We start from the raw sequence: 15578 nt of genomic DNA, 5'->3' as shown, positions 1-15578 counted from the left end.
CCTCCCGGACGGCCGGAACTCATCGGCCGGCAGCACGTCCGGCTAGATCATCGAGCGGTAGCGCTCGAGGACGGCGTCGACCGCGGCGTCGTCGCGGCGGGCCAGCGGCACGACCAGCTCGGTGACCAGGTCGGTGAGCTCGGCGACCCGGCGGTTCAGCCGGCGGTTCTCCTGCACCTCGGCCTCGAGCTCGCGCAGCCGGGCGCGCACGCTCGCGCCGCGGGCGCCGCGCAGCCGCGCCCCCCGGGTGCGGACCCGGTCGACGGTGGTCCTGAGGTCAGACATGGCGGTTCGCTCCAGTGCTCGGGAAGGTAACCTGCAGCCGGCAGGTCCAGGGGTCGGGCCGGTCGAGGAGGTCGGTGCCCGGGCGCTCGACGCGCAGGTCGACGCGGGCGCCGCACGCCTCGAGCTCGGCGACCACGGTGTCGGCGTCCACCCGGCGGTTCAGGCCGGCGGGCGCGAGCGCGTCGGGCAGGTCGGGCCGGGTCGCGGAGAACTCCAGGAACAGGCAGCCGCGGTCGCCGTCCAGGGCCATCCGGGCCAGCCGCCACAGGTTGCGGCGGGCCTCGGCCCCGAGGCAGCCCACCAGGCCGCGCGCGTACACGTGCCGCCGGCCCGCGAGCAGCCCGATCTCGGCACCGGTCACCGCGACGGTGCGCAGCTCGTCCAGCATCAGCCGTCGTACGGCGGCCTCGTCGTCGCTCCTGCGCAGCCGACGCTGGGTCGCCCGCCGGGCGTCCGGGGAGATGTCGTAGGCCTGCACCCGGTGGCCGCGGCGCGCGAAGTAGGCGGCGTCGCGCCCGGTGCCCGAGCCGAGCTCCACGAGCGTGTCACCGAGCAGCACCCGCAGGGCCACCCACCGGGCGAAGCCGGAGCGCCTGCGGGGCACCTCGGCCGCCTCCGCGCTGCGGAAGAACGCGTTCCAGGCCGGCAGCTCGTCCCGGTAGCCGCGCAGCCACCCGTCGAGCCGGCGCACCCCGCGCGCCGGGTCGGCGAACTTGAACGAGGGGTCCGGCACCCGCCAACCGGGGCCGTAGACGAACGCCAGCATCGCCTCGGGGTCCGCCGGCGCGGGCATCTCGACGCCCTCGAGGACCACCGTCGACGTCGGCAGCACGGCCGATCGCGGCAGCCGGCCGCTGCGGTTGCCGAGCTGGTAGTAGGTGCCCTCGGTGTAGAACGCCACGAACACGTCGACGTAGCAGGTGCGGCCGTCCGCAAGCCGCAGCAGCACCTTGAAGTCGCCGCCGGACATCCGCACGGTGGGCCATCCGCGGGCGGTCATCGCGCGCTCCAGCCGGTAGGACTCGAGGATCACGTCGGCCGGGTGCGTCTGCTCGCTCAGGTAGCAGAGGTCGGCGTCGCAGTCGGTGCCGATCATCCGGCCGCTGCGGATCGCGCCGAGCAGGCAGCCGTAGTTGAGGAACGCCTCGGCTCCCCCGTGCTCGCGCAGGTCCTCGAGCACCAGGGCCGTGCCGCGGAGGATCTCCCGGCGGGCGTCGTCGTCGGTCTCGGAGAACACCCGGGTCAGGTTGCCGACCTTGTTCACGGCCAGCGGGTGGCCGTGCACGTCGACCACCGCGATGCGGTCGGCGCCGCCGTCCCCGAGGACGACCTCGCGGTCGACGTACGTGCGGCCGGAGCCGGGCTCGGCGAGGGTGAGCCGGGTGGTGCCCCGCAGGTGCGGACGCAGGAACGCGGGCCAGGCGACCACCGGGCCGCGCGGCCCGGGCAGGGCGTCCCGACGCGGCCGGAACGACCAGATGTACCGACCGTCGAGCGACACCGTGACGACGCCGTCGATTGACGAGGGCAGGGTGATCCCGTGGTCGTCGACGTCGCACCCGTCGGCGACCAGGACCGGGGACGCCATCAGGCCATCGCGGGGACGGTCAGGGACGGGGCAGCCGCACGGGACCGCACGGCCCGGCGCAGCATCGTGCTGGAGGTGTGCATCGTGTAGGGGAAGTAGACGACCTCGACGCCGACGGCACCGAGCCGCTCCTCGAGCGCGCGGCCCTTGGGCGTGCCGCGCCAGTCGTCGCCCTTGAAGATCCGGGTGAAGCGCACGTCCTGCCAGGCGTCGAGCTTGTCGGTGGTGGTCTCGGCGTACACCTCGTCGACGATGCCGATGCTCGCGACGATGTCGAGGCGCTCCTCGAGCGGGACCAAGGGCCGCACGCCCTTGGTGAGCTCGCAGACCTCGTCGGCCACCACGCCGGCCACCAGGACGTCGCAGTGCTGGCGCGCCTGCCGCAGCACGTTGAGATGTCCCACGTGGAACAGGTCGTACGCACCGGGCGCGTACCCGATCACTGCGCTCATCAAGCCCCTCCTGGGTGGTCCGGCGGAGACCGCCGTCGTGCTTCTAACGTTAGTCTACTGGTTTACTCCACTTTATGCCTACCGATGGGCGGAGTGTCTCCCGGGGTGTCACAGTGGACGCATGGATCTCCGGGTGTTCACCGAGCCGCAGCAGGGTGCGACGTACGACGACCTGCTGGCCGTCGCGCGCCGGGCCGAGGAGCTCGGCTTCGACGCGTTCTTCCGCTCCGACCACTACCTCGCGATGGGTGGCGACGGCCTGCCCGGGCCGACGGACGCGTGGCTGACGCTGGCCGGGCTGGCCCGCGACACCTCGACGATCCGGCTCGGCACGCTGATGACGTCGGCGACCTTCCGGCTGCCCGGCCCGCTCGCGATCTCGGTGGCCCAGGTCGACCAGATGAGCGGCGGCCGCGTCGAGCTGGGACTCGGGGCCGGCTGGTTCGAGGCCGAGCACGCGGCGTACGGCATCCCGTTCCCGGAGGCCGGCGAGCGCTTCGACCGGTTGGAGGAGACGCTGGCGGTGGTCACCGGCCTGTGGACCACGCCGGTGGGCGAGACGTTCAGCCACGCCGGGGTGCACTACCGGCTCCTCGACTCCCCCCGCGCTGCCCAAGCCGGTGCAGTCACCGCGCCCGCCGGTGATCATCGGCGGGCGCGGCAAGCGCCGCACGCCGGCGCTGGCCGCGCGCTACGCCGACGAGTTCAACGTGCCGTTCGCGTCGGTAGGGACCACCCGGGAGCTGGTCGCCCGGGTGCGGGAGGCCTGCGAGAGCGCGGGACGTGACGCCGACGAGCTGGCGTACTCCAACGCGCTCGTGCTGTGCGTGGGACGCGACGAGGCCGAGCTGGCCCGCCGCGCGGCCGCGATCGGCCGCGAGGTCGGCGAGCTGCGCGAGGACGGCCTGGCCGGGACCCCGCAGGAGGTGGTGGACCGCCTCGGCGCGTACGCCGAGGCCGGGTCCTCCCGCGCCTACCTGCAGGTCCTCGACCTCACCGACCTCGAGCAGCTCGACCTCGTCGCGGAGCAGGTGCTGCCCCACCTGTGAGGCTCAGCCGAGCGCGGCCCGGGCGTACTGCGGCGGCCACTCCACGCCCTCACCGACGGACACGCCCAGCTCGTGCGCGGCGCGCAGCGGCCAGTGCGGGTCGCGGAGCACCGCGCGGGCCAGCAGCACCACGTCGGCCTGGCCGGAGGCGACGATCTCCTCGGCCTGCTTCGGCTCGGTGATCAGACCCACCGCGCCGCTGGGCAGCCCGCCCTCGGCGCGCACCCGCCGGGCCAGGTCCACCTGGTAGCCGGGGCCCACCGGGATCGGCGCGTCGGCGACGTTGCCCCCGCTGGAGACGTCGACGAGGTCGACCCCGTGCTCGCGCAGCAGCCCGGTCAGCCGCACCGAGTCCTCGATCGTCCAGCCACCCTCGGTCCAGTCCGTGCCGGAGATCCGCACGACCACCGGCAGCGTGTCAGGCACGGCGGCCCGGACGGCGTCCACGACCTCGAGCAGCAGGCGGGCCCGGTTCTCGAAGGAGCCGCCGTACGCGTCCGCACGGTGGTTCGACAGCGGGGACAGGAACTCGTGCAGCAGGTAGCCGTGCGCGGCGTGCAGCTCGACCAGGTCGAAGCCGGCCGCGACGGACCGGCGGGCTGCCGCGGCGAAGGCCTCCACGACCGCGGCGATGCCGGCGCCGGAGAGCTCGGCCGGGTCCTCGCGCAGCCCCGGGAAGCCCACCGCGGAGGGGGCGACGGGCTGCCAGCCACCGGCGTCGTCCGCGACCGCCCCGCGTCCCTCCCACGGGACCTGGCTCGAGGCCTTGCGGCCGGCGTGCGCGAGCTGGATGCCGGCACTCGCTCCCTGGTCGTGCAGGAAGTCGACGATCGGGGCCCACTCGGCCTGCTGCTCGTCGTTCCAGATCCCGGTGTCCGCCGGGGAGATGCGCCCCTCCGGCACGACGGCGGTCGCCTCGGTGATCACCAGGCCGGCACCGCCCCGGGCCAGCGACCCGAGGTGCACCAGGTGCCACTGGTTGGGCACACCGTCCCGGGCGGAGTACTGGCACATCGGCGAGACCCAGACACGGTTGCGGATCTCGAGGTCGCGCAGGCGGATCGGGGTGAACAGCTGGCTCATGCGGAGGGGTGCTCCTTGCGGGAGGGGACAGGACCTGTCCCGCGGAGAACACCGGTGCCGACCGCTGTATTTCACCCGCGCACCTTCAGGGCCGGACCCGGAGCGCCGGGCTCGCGGCCGGCGCGTGCAGCACCTCGCCGCCGAACACCCACCGGAAGGTGGTCCCGCGGGTGAGGACGACTCGTCGCACCGCCGCTCCGCGGGCGTCGGTCCGCTGCCGCGCCACGGCGGACCACCGGCCGCTGGCCGGGTCCCGTCGCTGGAGGACGAGGACGGCGCGGACGATCCCCCGGCCCCCGACGGTGTGCAGCGTGGCCGCGACCCGGCGACGCCCGGCGGTGCCGGAGACCCGGGTGGACACCCTGACCCGCACGGCCGCGGACGCCGAGCCGCTGCGCGCGGCGTCGCCGTCGAGGACGAACCGCACCACCCCGGCGGTGGCGTACGACGCGGGCGCACTCGCCGTACCACGGCTGTCGGTCGTCAGCCGCCGCACCTCGACCCACCGGGTGCTGCCGGCCCACCGGGCCTGGAGGTGGACGCTCGTGCCCGGCTGGGGGAGCGCCTGCGGCGAGCAGGGTCGCGTGCACGGTGTCCCGGCTCACCGTCGGCACGGACCACGCGGTGCCGACCGGGACCGGGGACGCCGGAGTCGGCACGCGCGGGGCGTCGGGCACGGCGGGCGCCGGGGCGCTCGGGGCCGGCACGCTCGGGGCGACGACGGGACCGGGCACCGTGTCCAGGAAGCTCGAGCTGGCGGTGTTCCAGCGCGTGGCGAGGTACGACCCCGGCACCGGGTCGGTGCTGAAGTAGTCGTCGTGGTTGCAGTCGAGGAGCTGCTCCTGCGAGGACGGGCAGACGCGCTGCATGGGCACGCCTGATCCGTCGTCGTAGCACAGGAGGTCGGACTCGTCCCAGCAGTGCCCGTTGGCCGTCGCGTGCGGCGCACCCGGCAGCACCCCGCCCAGGTTGTGGGTCAGCTCGTGCGCCGGCACCGAGTGCCCGGAGGACCAGCAGTTCGCGTCGATCCGGGCGTACGACGCCGCCCGCCCGTCGTTCAGGTTGCCGACGAGACGGTCGTCGTCGTACACCGTGCCGATGCCGCAGAACTGGTTCGTGTCGGCGAAGACCATGTACTTGCGGTCCGCGCGGTCGTAGCCCTGCGCCTGCAGAGCGTCGATGGTGTCCCAGAAGTCGGGCCCGAGCGCGCCGGCCGGGACCGCCACGTCGAGGACGACGGGCAGGCAGTCCGCGGTGTGCACCCAGCGGACCCGTCGCCCGCCCCCGGTCTGCTCGGCCGAGACCGCGAACACGTCGTCGACGTTGGCGACCTCGTTGCGGATCAGCGGCAGCACCTGGGTGTAGCGGGAGGTCGTGGTGGCCTCGTGCACGTAGAGCACCTGCACCCGGTCCGCGTCGCTGCTCGTGCAGGACGGCGTGACGTGGCTGCCGAGCGAGCTGATCCCGGGAGTGCCCAGCGGCGCGGTCGCCCCCACCGTCATCGGCTGGTCCGCGGCGGCGAGCCGGGCGCCGACGACGCCGGCCTTCTCGAGGAGCGAGACGGTGTCGACCGGGTCGGAGAGACTCACGTCGTGCGGCACCGGGTCGATGTGCACGGGGCCCAGCTCGCCGGGGTGGGCCAGGGTGCCTGACGCGCCCGCCACCGACACCGGCCCGCCGTTCTCGGAGTCCGCGACGGCGGGGTGCACCAGGACCAGCGCTCCGGCCGCCGCCAGCGAGACGACGACCAGGCGCGCGACGGCGCGGATCCGCATTGAAAAGCCCTCCCAAGCCCTCCGGTGTGACTCCTGGAGCATCGGACCCGCGCGGGACGGACTTGAGAAGACAGGGCCGACGTCTCACGGTCGGAGCCGGTTGTGCACGGTGCACAACGAGCGCCCACGACCGGGAGCTGTGCCGTTTCCCCTGTAATTCAAGGGGGTTTGTCGCTCTGCCGTCCGGGTACACGCGCCTCCACCCACCAGGTCGTGCGCGTGCACCGCGCGCCGGAAACGGAGAACCCGATGAACGCCAACCAGCCCGACGTCGGCCTCTCGGCCGAGGAGCTCGACGCCCAGGGGGCGACCGCGCTTCCGGACAAGGAAGTCGTGTCGATCCTCGACCTCAACGCGGACATCAACCTCGCGATCGACGCCGCCGCCCCCATCGACCTCGCCGTCGCCGCCAACGCCAACGTGGCCGCGCCGATCGACGCCGCGGTGGGCGCGAACGTGCTCTCGGTGGACTCCACCGCCCAGGCCCTCAGCGACCAGGGCGTGATCATCAACCAGGGCCTCGACGCCGACGCCAGCGCGCACGCCGTGCAGGACAGCGCCCTCGACCAGGGCAACGACACCAGCACCGCTCCCGCCGACGCGACCGCGCCCGCCGCGGCCCCGGCCGACGTCTCGACCGCCGGCACCACCACGCCCCTCGGCGACGCTCTCGGTGGTGCGGTCGACGGCGCCACCGGTGCGGTCGGCGAGACGGCCGGCGGAGCCGTGGGTGACGCGACCGGCGGCACAGTCGGCGACGCGACCGGCGGAGCCGTGGGCGACGCGACCGGTGGCCTGGGCGGTGCTGTGGGCAGTGCCGCGGGCGGCGCGGGCAGCCTGCTCGACGGGAACCTGCTCAACGTGGACGTGAACGTGGACGCCAACGCCGACGTGGCCGCCCCGATCAACGGCGCGGTCGCGGCGAACGCCAACGTGGCCGCCCCGATCGACGCGGCCGTCGGCGCCAACGTGGGCTCGGTCGGCAGCGACGCGATCGCCGTCTCCCAGCAGGACGCCATCATCAACCAGGACATCACCGGTTCTGCCGACGCGACGTCGGACCAGACCTCCGACATCGCCCAGTAGCACCCGGATGACGGTCCTCCCGGGCTCCTCGACGGGACGCGACGACGCTGCGGCGCCGTCGCGTCCCGTCGTCGGTGCGCCGGTGCGCGCCGACGGCGTCGAGCTGATCGGGCAGATGGTCGGCTCCGGCTACCGCGTGCCGCCGGCGCTGGCCCGCCGGGGCGACGGGCAGACGTTCCAGCTCACCCCGCTGCTCTACCTCGTCCTGGAGACCGTCGACGGCCAGCGCGACTACGAGGCCGTCGCAGCGCAGGTCGGCGCTGCCTACGGGCGGACCGTCACCGCCGACAACATCCGCACGCTGGTCGACCAGCAGCTCCGGCCGATGGGCCTGCTCGCCAAGGAGGACGGCTCGCAGCCGGAGGTCAGGAAGTCCAACCCGCTTCTGGCGCTGCGGTTCAAGTACGCCGTCAGCGACCCGGAGCAGACCCGGCGGCTCACCTCGCCCTTCGCCCGGCTGTTCCACCCCGTGGTCGTCACGGCGGTGATGGCGGCGTTCGGGTTCGTCAGCTGGTGGGTGTTCTTCCGCAAGGGGCTCGCGTCCGCGACGTACGAAGCCTTCGACAAGCCGGGCCTGCTGCTGCTCGTCGTGCTGGTCACGGTCCTGTCGGCCGGCTTCCACGAGTTCGGGCACGCGGCCGGCGCGCGCCGCGGCGGCGCCACCCCCGGGGTGATGGGTGCCGGCGTCTACCTCGTCTGGCCGGCGTTCTACACCGACGTCACCGACTCCTACCGGCTCGGCCGGGGAGGCCGGGTGCGCACCGACCTCGGCGGCCTGTACTTCAACGCGATCGTCGCCGTGGGCATCGCCGGCGTCTGGTGGGCCACCGGGTACGACGCCCTGCTGCTCGTCGTGGCCACCCAGATCCTGCAGATGGTCCGTCAGCTCACCCCGCTGGTCCGCTTCGACGGCTACCACGTGCTGGCCGACGTGACCGGCGTCCCCGACCTGTTCCACCGGATCCGGCCCACCCTGCTCGGCGTGCTGCCCTGGCGCTGGCGGCACCCCGAGAGCACCGTGCTCAAGCCGTGGGCGCGCATCGTGGTCACGCTGTGGGTGCTGGTCGTGGTGCCGATGCTGGCGTTCTCGATGTTCACCATGGTCGTCACGCTCCCCCGCATCCTGGGCACCGCCTGGGCAGGCCTGGGCAAGCAGTCCACGCTGCTGGGACGCGCCTGGGGCGACGCCGACTTCCTCGAGGTCGCCGCCCGCGGCGTCGCGATCCTGGCGGTGACCTTCCCGATCCTGGCCACCGCGGTGATCCTCACCCGGCTGGTCCGCTCGGTCGTCCGGTCGGTCCTCACCCGCACCCAGGGCCGGCCGCTGCACCGTGGCGTCGCCGGCCTCGTGGCCGCCGCCCTGGTCGCCGGCCTGGCCTGGGCCTGGTGGCCGCACCCCGACACCTACCGCCCGATCCAGCCCTACGAGGGCGGCACCCTGCGACAGGTCGCCCAGGCGCTGCCGGCCGCCGTCCGTCCGGCACCGTCCGGCCTCGTCGAGGGGCAGCGCGGCACGCTGGTCACCGGCTGGGCCGACGGCGACGCACGGCCCACCCGCGAGCACCCCCAGCTCGCGATGGTGCTGGTCCCGCACGGCTCCGGCACCCCGGGCAGCGACGGCACCGACGGCGGCGACGGCGGCGACGGCTCGACCGTCGAGGCCGCCTCCGCACCCACCCCGTCCACCGGCGCGGACGGAGCGACCCCGGTGCCCGGCGACCAGCCCGCCACGGCCCCCGGGGCCCCGGCCGACCCGGCACCCGCCGCTCCGCAGTCGTGGGTCTTCCCGTTCGACAAGCCGCTCGCCCCCGGCGAGGGCGACAACCAGTCGATGGCCGTGAACACCACCGACAACACCGTGCAGTACGACGTCGCGTTCGCCCTCGTGTGGATCGACGACGACTCCCCGGCGATGAACAAGAACGAGGCCTACGCGTTCGCCAGCTGCACGAACTGCGCGGCGGTCGCGGTGGGCTTCCAGATCGTGCTCGTCACGGGCGACAACCACGTCGCGGTGCCGCAGAACATCTCGGCGGCGGTGAACTCCGACTGCGTGAACTGCCTGACCTACGCCCTGGCCACCCAGCTCTTCGTGACCCTCGACGGACCGCTCAGCGAGGCCGGCACGCAGCAGATCTCCGCGCTCTGGCAGGAGATCGCGTCGTTCGGCACGCACATCACCGAGGTGCCGCTCTCCGAGATCCGGTCCCGGCTGAGCGCCTACGAGACGCAGATCCTGGGGATCATCGAGAAGGAGCAGGGCCCGCTCGCGGGCACTCCCACCGCCGCGCCGACCGCCACCCCCTCCGACGGCGCGAGCCCGAGCACCGGGGTGACTCCCACGGGCCTCGCGTCCCCCACCGCCGGGGACCCCACGACGGCGACGAGCAGCGAGCCGACCGCCACCAGCAGCACCGGCGGCGCCCCTCCGGTACGTCGACCGACACCACGCCCCCGGCCCCGACCGCGTCGTCGGCCCCGACCCCGACCCCGTCGGAGCCCACGCCGGACGCCACGCCCGCGGCCGCCGACGCGACGCCGACGCCCTAGCGAACCCCGGGTCGTCCGGTTGCGGGGGCGCTAGGGCGCGCGCTCAACCGGACGACCCGGTTGGTGGGTGGGTCAGCGGGTTCGCACGGTGGTCAGGTTCGAGGTGCTCGAGCGCAGCCCGGGGGCCGCGAACGAGACCGCCTTGTAGGTCGTCGAGCGGCGCGGCCGCACGACCGTGGAGTACCACCCGGTGGGCGACAGGCTGGCGGTACGGCGCACGTAGGACCAGCGCTTGGTGCCGGCCTTGCGCTGGTAGAACCGGACGTACTTTCCGGTGATCGGCCCGGCAGCGGTCTTGATGTGGCCGTAGACCATCACCGCGGTGCCCTTGCGCACCTTGGCGGTCTTGTTCTTGTGCAGGTAGACCGTCACCCGCGCCGGGGCCGGGTTGAGCACCTGCGCGCGGGGCGAGGTGGCCGGGGCCAGCGTGGACCCGTCACCGCCGTACACGGTCTGGTACTCGGTGGCGCTCGGCACGGTGGTCACCGCGACGTACGCACCGTTGGCGTCGGTGGTCACGGTGCCCAGCGTCTTCCAGGTCGAGCTGCCGACCGGGCGGGACTGCAGGACGACGGGCAGGTTCGCCAGCGGGGCGCCGTCGGTGCTCCGGGTCAGCGACCCCGAGATGGACAGGGCGCCGCGCGCCGGCACCGTGGTGGCGGAGGGGGTCGCGGTGAGCGCGGTGGGCGAGGCGGCCGGGACGCTCGGGCCCGGGGGCACCGGCACCGACGAGCCGCCCGTGGTGATCGCCAGGGTGGCGAGCTGCGCGGTGGTGCCGTTGAAGCGGTTCATGTCGACGTTGCCGGAGATGCCGCTGACCGAGCCGCTGCTGGTGCGCTGCCAGAACGTCCAGGTGGGCCAGCCGCCGGGGACCCGCGGGCTGCTCACGCCGTAGTGCGCGATCCACAGCGGGTAGCGGGTGAAGGCCGTGCTGTTGCCGAGGTAGTGCTCCCAGAAGGCCGGGGACACGTAGATCATCGGGACCCGGCCGGTGAGCCGCTCGACCTCGCTGAGCCAGGTCGCGGTCCAGGTCCGCAGGGTGGTGACGCCCAATCCGCCGCTGGCCTCGAGGTCGAGCACGGGCGGCAGCGTGCCGGGGTTCTGGAACGAGCCGACCTTGGAGACGAAGTACGCCGCCTGCTTGGCCGCGGAGCCGGCGCTCGTGCTCGGCCGGGCGAAGTGGTACGCGCCGCGGTAGAGCCCGACGGCCTGCGTGCCGGCCCAGTTCGTGGCCAGCTGGGTGTCGGTGTAGGTGGTCGACTCGGTGGCCTTCATGAACGCGAACTGCATGCCGGCGGCCTTGACCTTGGTCCAGCTCACCGACCCCTGCCAGTGCGAGACGTCGACGCCGTCGGCGTACGCCAGGGCCGAGGCGGCCATCGCGGCGAGCGAGGTCACGAGCACGACGAACAGGCGGGTCGTACGACGGACGGCAGCGACCGATCTACTCACGGGTTCCTCCGAGTCTCCCAGGGACCGCGGCGGCGACCCCGATCTCGTTACAGGTGGTGCAGGTGAGTCCTCGAGGCTAACCCGCCCGACGGGGTGCCGTAAGTAAAACACCGAAAGGTGCCCCATACCGACGCGGCAGCTCGCAGCCGTTCGTGCTGGTGCTGGGGTGACGCCCCTCGACCACGTCGACGACGCCGGCGAGCTGATGGACGCCGAGAACACCGGGCGCACCGGCTGGGGACCCGGTGACCTCACCGGCCTCGCCGTGCTCGGTGCCGGACCCTGCTACGGGTAGGTCCGCTCCCCCACCGGGATCTCCGCGGGCACCGTGTTGCCGGGCTGCGCGAGGGGGCAGGCCCAGTCCGGGTCGTAGGCGCAGGACGGGTTGTAGGCGAAGTTGAGGTCGAGGACCAGCGTGCCGCCCGCCGAGCCGAGGTCCGCGCCCTTGACGGTGTCGACGAGGTAGCGGCCGCCGCCGTAGGTGCCGCCGGGCCGGCCGGCCGACGCGTCCTTGACCGGGACGAACAGCCCGCCGCCGTACGACGCGAGGCGCCAGACGTCGAGGCTGCCGACGCCGGGGAGGTCCACGACGCCGAGCCGCTCGAACGGGACCGCCCCGTCGGTGCCGGTGTCGAGCTCGACCCGCTCCGGGGCGGCGTCGCGGACCTCGACCTCGAACCGCCAGGCCGGGTCGTAGGCCGGCACCGGCAGGCCCCGGAAGGACGCCCGGTCCGGCTCCCGCAGCGGCGTGGCCGGGTGCGAGGCGAACAGCTCGTCGCGACCCCGCCGCCAGAGGTCGTGGGCGGCGGCCGGCTCGGCGGTCGCCCGTACGTCGGAGTACAGGGCGAACACGCGTCGCCGCCAGTCCACGGTGTCGTAGGCGCTCATCCGCGGGAGCCTACGCAGCCCTCGGCTCAGTCCTCGAACAGGGCCCGCACGTCGTCGGCGCCGATGGGGGCCGACATCAGCGCGTCGTCGTCGACCACCTGTGCGAACAGCGCGGCCTTGCGGGCCTTGAGCTCCATCACCTTCTCCTCGATGGTCTGCGCCGCGACCAGCCGGTAGACGTTGACCGGACGGGTCTGGCCGATCCGGTGCGTGCGGTCCACGGCCTGCGCCTCGACGGCCGGGTTCCACCACGGGTCCATCACGAAGACGTAGTCGGCCTCGGTCAGGGTCAGCCCCACGCCGCCGGCCTTGAGGCTGATCAGGAAGACCGGGTCGTCGCCGGTGCGGAAGGCGTCGACGACCTGCGGGCGGTGCCGGGTGGTGCCGTCGAGGTAGGACGAGGAGAGGCCCTCCCGGTCGAGCCGGGCACGCACCCGGGTCAGGAACGACGTGAACTGGCTGAACACCAGCGCCCGGTGCCCCTCGGCGGCGAGCTCGAGCAAGTGGTCCACGAGCACGTCGACCTTGGCCGAGCCCACCCCGTCGTAGGCCGGGTCGACCAGCCCCGCGTCCAGGCTGAGCTGGCGCAGCCGGGTCAGCGACCGGAAGATCGCCATCCGGTGCTTGTCGAAGTCGTCGACCAGGCCCAGCACCGTCTGGCGCTCCCGCTGCAGGTGCGTCTCGTAGATCGTGCGGTGCCGGGGGGTGAGCTGCACCTCGAGGACCTGCTCCTGCTTGGCCGGCAGGTCGGCGGCCACCAGGTCCTTGGTGCGGCGCAGCAGGAACGGCCGGATCCGGCGCCGGAAGCGGGCCAGCACCTCACGGTCGCCGAGCCGCTCGACCGGGTTGGCGACCGCCTCGGTGAACCGCTGCGGCCACGGGTAGAGCCCCGGCGCCACGATCGACAGCAGCGACCACAGCTCCATCAGCCGGTTCTCCATCGGGGTGCCGGACAGCGCGAGCCGGAAGGGTACGTCGAGCCGGCGCACGGCCTGGTAGGTCTTGCCGGTGTGGTTCTTGACGGTCTGCGCCTCGTCGAGCACCAGGCCGCCCCAGGCGAGTGCGACGTAGTCGGCGGCCTCGAGCCGGTAGAGCGTGTAGGAGGTCACCACGACGTCGGCGCCGTCGGCCACCTCGGCGACCGACGACCCGCGCCGGGCCTGCGACTCGGTGACGACCCGGACGTCGAGGCCGGGGGTGAAGTGCGCCGCCTCGCTCGCCCACAGGCCGACCACGCTGGTGGGCGCGACGACGAGGAAGGGGGCGGCGCCGTGCGCCCGGGCGTGCGCGACGAGCGCGAGGGTCTGGATGGTCTTGCCGAGCCCCATGTCGTCGGCCAGGATCCCGCCCAGCCCGGACTGCCAGAGGTAGGCCAGCCAGCGGAACCCGGCCAGCTGGTAGGACCGCAGCTGGGCCTCGAGCCCGACCGGCTCGACGGCCGGCAGGGTGTCGAGAGACCGGAGCGCCTGCGCGGCCCGCACCCACTGGGCGGCCTGCTCGTCGACGATGCCGACCTCTGCCAGCTCGTCCCACAGGCCCAGGTCGTGGTGCCCGACGCGGACGCCGCCCTCCGGCTGCTCCTGGAGCTCGGCGGCTGCCTCGACGAGCCGCTGCAGGTGCGCGAACTCGGGCCGGTCGATGCGCAGGTGCTTGCCGTTGCGCAGGATCACCCGGTCGAGGCCGGTGGTCAGCGCGGCCAGCACGTGGGCCAGCGCGATCGGAGTGCCGTCGACGGTGATCTCGATCTCGAGGTCGAGCCAGTCGACGGGGTGGTCGAGCTGGTCGTGGCCGGGCCGCTCGCGGCTGACGAAGTGGATCACGGGCACGCCGTCCAGCTCGCGGTAGTCCGGCTGGTCGCCGATCTCGTCGATCTCCACCTGGCCGCGCAGCCCCGGCAGCAGCTCGGTCGCGAACAGGATCGCGTGGGCGTCGCGGTAGGTCCTGGCGTCCTCCAGGCCCATCCCGCGCTGGTGCCCGCGGCAGAGGTGGTGCTCCTGCTCGGCGTCGAGCACCAACCGGTCGAGCAGCTCCTGCTCCTGGTCGGGACGGCGCACGCCGCGCAGCCCCCGGGTCTCCGACAGGGCGTAGACGCGGTCGTCGGTGCCGACCCGGTAGCGCCACGTCCACGCGGTGCGCACCTCGTCGGCGGCCACCCACGTCACGGTGAGCGCGAGTCGCGCGTCGGCCGGCCGGGGCACGTCGACGGACCCGTCGGAGGAGATCACCGGGACGTGCCGCTGCAGGCGGGGGAGGTACTCCGCGACCAGGTCGTCGCGGTCGGCGGCCGGCACCACCACCGAGTCGCCGCGCTTGAGCAGGCGGCGGACCTCCGGACCCGGCGGTGCCGTCAGCGCGGCCAGCGTCACCGACCAGCGGTCGCCGTCGGCGAGCCAGAGCGCGACGGCGTGACCGCCCTCGCCCAGCACGTCGAGGTCGGCGGCGCCGTACCACTCGCCGTCGAGCGGGACCCCGAGCCGCAGCTGGGCGTCGCGGGCAGGCGCGGCGTTGACGTCGAGCTGGAGCGTCACCGGGTCGGCGAGCGTCACCGCGGAGAGCCCGGGCCCGGCCAGCAGCGGCATCCCGGCCGCGACGGCCCGCCGGACCAGGGACACCTCGTCGGGCCCGAAGGACCCCAGTGCCACGTTGCCGTCGGCGCCGAAGTAGAGCTGTCGCATGGCCAGGCGGTGCCCGGAGAGCAGGTCGTTGAGCGCGACCACCTGCTCCGGCGGATGGGCACCGTTGCGGTCCAGGTAGGGCACGTCGGACCAGGAGATGCCGGTGCGCACCCAGTTGTCCCGGGCTCCCCGGCGCATCGGCCGCATCCGCAGCGTGCCGCGCGCGCTGGGCACGTCGCGCGACCAGCCGCGGTAGGCGGTCGAGCGGGCCGGCGGCTTGAGCTCGACCTGCAGCGCGAGCGGCTGGTCGGTGCGCTCCTGGGACTTCACGGCGCGCTCGTCGAGCTCGTCCAGCAGCGAGGACAGCTGCCGCTCCCAGCGCCGCTCGGACTGCGGCGACGTACGCGCCTGCTCGTCGCGCACCGTGATCAGCACCGCGAGCGCGTGCTTGCACCCCTCCCCCACCGGGCAGCTGCACCGCCCGAACACCCAGGCGCCGTCGCCGTCCGACCCGACGCTGAGGCTCACGGTGTACGGCGCGCTGGTGGACCCGGCCACGGTGCCACGGACGTCGAGGTCGCCGTCGGAGTCCAGGTCGTGGGTGCAGGAGAGCACGTTGCCGCGACGGACGTAGTCCCACGCCCGGTCCAGCGTCGGCGTGCCGTAGCGACGGCGCAGGTCCTCGTCACCGAGCAGCGAGGACAGGTCGACCATGACCGCGAGCCTACGAGGGGGCGCCGACAGGCAGGATGGTG

General features: G+C 73.9%; 13 protein-coding genes. 5 read left to right on the top strand and 8 right to left on the bottom strand.

The annotated features are described in order from the left end of the window. Positions 1–42: 42 nt before the first annotated feature. Genes KRR39_RS05825 through KRR39_RS05815 form a run of 3 tightly spaced genes read right to left on the bottom strand, consistent with a single transcriptional unit; the run spans position 43 to position 2325 of the window. Positions 43–285 carry a DUF6752 domain-containing protein gene (locus KRR39_RS05825; RefSeq protein WP_216941148.1) on the bottom strand — a complete coding sequence of 81 codons (243 nt, stop codon included), beginning with the start codon at positions 283–285 and terminating at the stop codon, positions 43–45. After that, positions 278–1873 carry a LicD family protein gene (locus tag KRR39_RS05820; RefSeq protein ID WP_216941147.1) on the bottom strand — a complete coding sequence of 532 codons (1596 nt, stop codon included), beginning with the start codon at positions 1871–1873 and terminating at the stop codon, positions 278–280. The genes KRR39_RS05825 and KRR39_RS05820 overlap by 8 nt, the downstream gene beginning before the upstream one ends. Continuing rightward, positions 1873–2325 carry an FAD synthase family protein gene (locus KRR39_RS05815; RefSeq protein WP_216941146.1) on the bottom strand — a complete coding sequence of 151 codons (453 nt, stop codon included), beginning with the start codon at positions 2323–2325 and terminating at the stop codon, positions 1873–1875. The genes KRR39_RS05820 and KRR39_RS05815 overlap by 1 nt, the downstream gene beginning before the upstream one ends. 121 nt (positions 2326–2446) lie before the next feature. Here KRR39_RS05815 and KRR39_RS26500 point away from each other — a divergent pair, with 121 nt between their 5' ends. Both KRR39_RS26500 and KRR39_RS25930 read left to right on the top strand, forming a co-directional pair. Continuing rightward, positions 2447–3112: an LLM class flavin-dependent oxidoreductase gene (locus KRR39_RS26500; protein ID WP_436972034.1), complete on the top strand. Its 666-nt coding sequence runs from the start codon at positions 2447–2449 to the stop codon at positions 3110–3112. Beyond that, on the top strand, positions 3006–3374 hold the full coding sequence (locus KRR39_RS25930; RefSeq protein WP_436972050.1) for a hypothetical protein: 369 nt from the start codon (positions 3006–3008) through the stop codon (positions 3372–3374). Before KRR39_RS26500 ends, KRR39_RS25930 begins: the two co-directional genes overlap by 107 nt. 3 nt (positions 3375–3377) lie before the next feature. On the opposite strand, the gene KRR39_RS05805 is transcribed toward KRR39_RS25930, so the two are convergent. Both KRR39_RS05805 and KRR39_RS05800 read right to left on the bottom strand, forming a co-directional pair. Continuing rightward, positions 3378–4457: an NADH:flavin oxidoreductase/NADH oxidase gene (locus KRR39_RS05805; RefSeq protein ID WP_216941145.1), complete on the bottom strand. Its 1080-nt coding sequence runs from the start codon at positions 4455–4457 to the stop codon at positions 3378–3380. A gap of 71 nt (positions 4458–4528) precedes the next feature. Then, positions 4529–6232, bottom strand: a complete 1704-nt coding sequence (locus tag KRR39_RS05800) for a hypothetical protein (protein WP_216941144.1) — start codon at positions 6230–6232, stop codon at positions 4529–4531. A gap of 249 nt (positions 6233–6481) precedes the next feature. Between KRR39_RS05800 and KRR39_RS05795 the strand changes: the two genes are divergently transcribed. Next, complete coding sequence (locus tag KRR39_RS05795) at positions 6482–7318, top strand: hypothetical protein (RefSeq protein ID WP_216941143.1); 837 nt, start codon at positions 6482–6484, stop codon at positions 7316–7318. Between the two features lie 7 nt (positions 7319–7325). Continuing rightward, entirely contained in the window at positions 7326–9902 is a 2577-nt protein-coding gene (locus KRR39_RS05790; RefSeq protein WP_216941142.1) for a hypothetical protein, read from the top strand. Positions 9903–9940: 38 nt separating this feature from the next. On the opposite strand, the gene KRR39_RS05785 is transcribed toward KRR39_RS05790, so the two are convergent. After that, the gene (locus KRR39_RS05785) at positions 9941–11320 is read right to left on the bottom strand and encodes a glycoside hydrolase family 25 protein (RefSeq protein WP_216941141.1); all 1380 of its coding nucleotides are present in this window, start codon (positions 11318–11320) and stop codon (positions 9941–9943) included. A 166-nt stretch (positions 11321–11486) separates the two neighbouring features. On the opposite strand from KRR39_RS05785, the gene KRR39_RS25540 reads away from it, so the two are divergent. After that, on the top strand, positions 11487–11615 hold the full coding sequence (locus KRR39_RS25540; RefSeq protein WP_302053554.1) for a hypothetical protein: 129 nt from the start codon (positions 11487–11489) through the stop codon (positions 11613–11615). Here the strand turns inward: KRR39_RS25540 and KRR39_RS05780 are convergent. Further along, positions 11606–12208, bottom strand: a complete 603-nt coding sequence (locus KRR39_RS05780) for a DUF1684 domain-containing protein (RefSeq protein WP_216941140.1) — start codon at positions 12206–12208, stop codon at positions 11606–11608. The genes KRR39_RS25540 and KRR39_RS05780 overlap by 10 nt on opposite strands. Before the next feature lie 26 nt (positions 12209–12234). Further along, positions 12235–15537, bottom strand: coding sequence for a DEAD/DEAH box helicase (locus tag KRR39_RS05775; protein ID WP_216941139.1), 3303 nt, complete (start codon positions 15535–15537; stop codon positions 12235–12237). Positions 15538–15578: the final 41 nt, after the last annotated feature.

It is taken from the genome of Nocardioides panacis, assembly GCF_019039255.1.
Lineage (GTDB): Bacteria > Actinomycetota > Actinomycetes > Propionibacteriales > Nocardioidaceae > Nocardioides_B > Nocardioides_B panacis.
The sequence above is the reverse complement of the archived record's forward strand: the minus strand, read 5'-3'. Positions and strand labels throughout refer to the sequence as shown.